This is a genomic window from Oribacterium sinus (assembly GCF_963553175.1).
In the GTDB taxonomy this organism is placed as follows: domain Bacteria; phylum Bacillota; class Clostridia; order Lachnospirales; family Lachnospiraceae; genus Oribacterium; species Oribacterium sinus_B.
Genome location: NZ_CAUVME010000081.1, coordinates 1 through 3,313, shown reverse-complemented (window position 1 = coordinate 3,313; position 3,313 = coordinate 1). Strand labels below are relative to the sequence as shown.

2 protein-coding genes are annotated in these 3,313 nt (G+C 45.2%); one reads left to right on the top strand and one right to left on the bottom strand.

The features are described 5' to 3' along the window. Window positions 1–2,114 (bottom strand): Tex family protein (locus tag RYO92_RS11070; protein ID WP_315370414.1); only part of this gene is annotated, 2,114 nt, incomplete at its 3' end. A 381-nt stretch (window positions 2,115–2,495) separates the two neighbouring features. Here RYO92_RS11070 and RYO92_RS11065 point away from each other — a divergent pair. Further along, on the top strand, window positions 2,496–2,924 hold the full coding sequence (locus RYO92_RS11065) for a PPC domain-containing DNA-binding protein (protein ID WP_007156957.1): 429 nt from the start codon (window positions 2,496–2,498) through the stop codon (window positions 2,922–2,924). Window positions 2,925–3,313 lie beyond the last annotated feature (389 nt).

Here is a 3,313-nt window from a genome sequence, read left to right as displayed (position 1 = left end):
ACAGACAAGACCTTCACCTTCACTATATCCCCAAGCTTTACCACATCCAAAGGATGCTTCACAAATTTCTTGGACAGGGCGGAAATATGCACAAGGCCGTCCTGATGCACCCCGATATCCACAAAGGCACCGAAGTCAATGACATTTCTCACGGTTCCCTGTAGAACCATGCCTTCTTTTAAATCTTCCAGTTCCAGCACATCCTCTCGAAGGATGGGGGCGGGAACATCTTCTCTTGGGTCTCTTCCCGGCTTTGCCAAAGCTTCAATAATGTCCTTTAAGGTATATTCTCCTACGGAAAGTTTCTGCTCTACGCCCTTTAATCCACCGGGGAGAGAAGAAAGGATTTTTCCCATTTCCTTGCCTTTTCCGAAAAGGAGTTCATTCTCCGCAATTCCCGCTAATGCCAGCATTTCCTTCGCTACGCTGTAGGACTCGGGATGTACGGAGGTCATATCCAAAAGCTCTTTTCCCCCACGGATTCTGAGGAATCCGGCACTCTGCTCAAAGGCCTTTGGTCCTAACTTGGCCACCTTTAAAAGCTCTTTTCGAGACTTGAAGGCACCGTTTTCTTCCCGGAAAGCCACAATATTTTTGGCAATAGTCTTGCTGATTCCGGAAATGTAGGATAGGAGAGAGGCGGAGGCGGTGTTTAAGTCTACCCCTACCTTATTTACACAGTCCTCCACCACCTTGTTTAACTGCTCTGTAAGCTTACTTTGGTTCATATCGTGCTGATACTGTCCCACGCCGATGGACTTGGGATCAATTTTCACAAGCTCCGCCAAGGGGTCTTGCAAACGCCTTGCCATGGAGGTGGAGCTTCTTTCTCCCACATCAAAATTGGGAAATTCTTCTGTGGCAAGCTTGCTGGCAGAATATACGGAGGCCCCTGCTTCATTGACAATCACATATTTTACAGGACTCTTTTGCTCCTTTAAATAGTCGGAAATCACCTTTTCCGATTCTCTGGAGGCGGTTCCATTTCCCAAAGCGATAATATCCACATGGTGCTTTTGAATCAGCTGGTGGATTTTTGCCATAGACTCCTTCACCTGATTTTTAGGAGGGGTGGGATAAATGACGGTGGTATCCAGTACCTTTCCGGTGGCATCCACCACGGCGATTTTACAGCCGGTACGAAAGCCCGGATCCCAGCCCAGCACGACCTTTCCGGTAATGGGTGCCTGCATCAAAAGCTGCTTTAAGTTGTCGGAGAAAACCAGGATGGCTCCGTCCTCCGCCTTTTCGGTCAAAATGTTTCGGATTTCCGTCTCAATAGAGGGGGCAATCAGACGCTTGTAGGAGTCGGCAATGGCTTCCTCCAGATAAGGCCTGCATTTTCCTTTCTTGCTGACTTGCACCTGCTCCTCTATATAATGAAGGATTTCTTCTTCAGGAAAACGGAGCTTTACGCTGAGAATTTTTTCCTTTTCCCCACGATTTAAAGCCAAAATACGGTGTCCCGGAATGGATTGCACTTTTTCCTCGTAGGAAAAGTAATTTTCATATGTCTTACTTTCCGGCGTTTCCTCCTTTTCCTTTAGAGAAGAGCAAATGAAGCCCTCCTTCAGGCTCTTGTTTCGAATCCATTCTCTTAAGCGGGCATCCTCGGAGAAGTCCTCCGCCAAAATATCCTTGGCGTAGTTTAAGGCATCGGTAGCAGTCAGCACTTCTTTTTCCGGAGAAATATACTTTTCCGCCTCGGCTTCCGGATTATCGCAGGGGAGAAGAAGAGCCTTCGCCAGTCCTTCCAGCCCCTTTTCTCTGGCAATCATGCCTCTGGTTCTTCGCTTGGGCTTATAGGGAAGGTACAGGTCCTCCAGACGAACGGCGGTATCTGCGGCCAGGATTTCCTTTTTCAATTCCTCTGTTAATTTTCCCTGCTCTTCAATGCTATGGAGAATACTTTCTCTTCGCTCCTCCAGCTTCCGAAGATATTGCAGCTTTTCCTCCAGATTTCGTAGCTCTTCATCATTTAAACCGGAGGTTAGCTCCTTACGATAGCGGGCAATAAAGGGGACGGTATTTCCTTCATCCAAAAGCTGTACTGCTGCCTCTACCTGTTTTTTCTTTAAGGACAAATCCTCGCTGATTTTCTGAATAATATCCATTTTTTTGCTCTTCTCCTTTTTTTGATTTCTTCCTTGTAGGATGCTGTCATATACTTGAAAAACGCATTTCTTTTATTAAGGAAGAAATAGCTTTTTATGTTCCAAAACTGCTTCAAAAAGTCTGCCTAAGTATACAATAGCTTTGTTTTTTCCGAAAGAGAATCGCCGAGATTTTCCCGAAGCAGAAAAGGCGCCCGAGAATAAATCGATTATATGTATTTTCCTAAGGAACCATACGCATTTTCCTGAGTGAGATAGAAAAAAACTGTTCACAGCGTTATACTGTAAAGGAAAACTAATCACAGTGTTATACTGTAAAAGAAAACTGTTCACGGCGTTACGCTAAATAACTTAAGTTTGAGAGAAGGGAAAGGAGATTCTATGGAGTTTCGGAAAATCGGAGAGGATTATGTGGTACGTTTAGACAGGGGGGAGGAAGTGATGGAATGTCTTACAAACCTTTGTGAGAAGGAGGGCATTGCCTTAGCCAGCATTTCCGGAATCGGTGCTTCCGATTGTATGGAAGTGGGGCTTTATAATGTTTCCGAGAAGAAATACTATCCCAAGGAGTTTACCGGGGAAATGGAAGTTACCTCTTTAGTCGGCTCTGTAACGGAAAAGGACGGAAAGCCCTATTTGCACATCCATGCCAATGCTTGTGATGAAGAGCTTAGAGGCATAGGAGGACATTTGAAAAAATGTAGAATTTCCGGAACGGGAGAAATCTTCCTTCATACCCTGCCCGGCAAGGTGGGAAGACAGGAAGACTTAAAGGGACAGACCGGACTGAATGTTTTTTCGTTTGAATAAATCTTTGCGAAAATGGTTTCATCATTGTTCCATAAAGTTTTCAAGAGGAAAAGTGGCTTTCTTCATTCTATTCTGTATGGGAAGAAAAACAGTCTGAAATGCTGTTAGAATTGACTAACCTCGTGCTTTTATGGGAAACTCCTTAAGAGCAGTGAGGGAGTAGCATACGCGAAAGCGCAACAAGTCAACATACTGGCGGGAAGCCTGGCTTGTTTTAAAATGCGAGACTCATGTATAACGCAAGCTATACATGGAGTCTGTCATAGGATTTTTAAGGTATAGCGAGCAATCGTTATACCTTTTTGTTGTGCGCCTAGCGGCGCACGTTTCTAATGGGTTAAAGTCCCGAATCCGCCCGGTAGTGGGAAGGATATAGCCGAAGGCAAGGG

Excerpts from the sequence above, each read along its gene's own strand:
- RYO92_RS11065 (WP_007156957.1), top strand. The coding sequence starts at position 2,496 with ATGGAGTTTCGGAAAATCGGAGAGGATTATGTGGTACGTTTAGACAGG.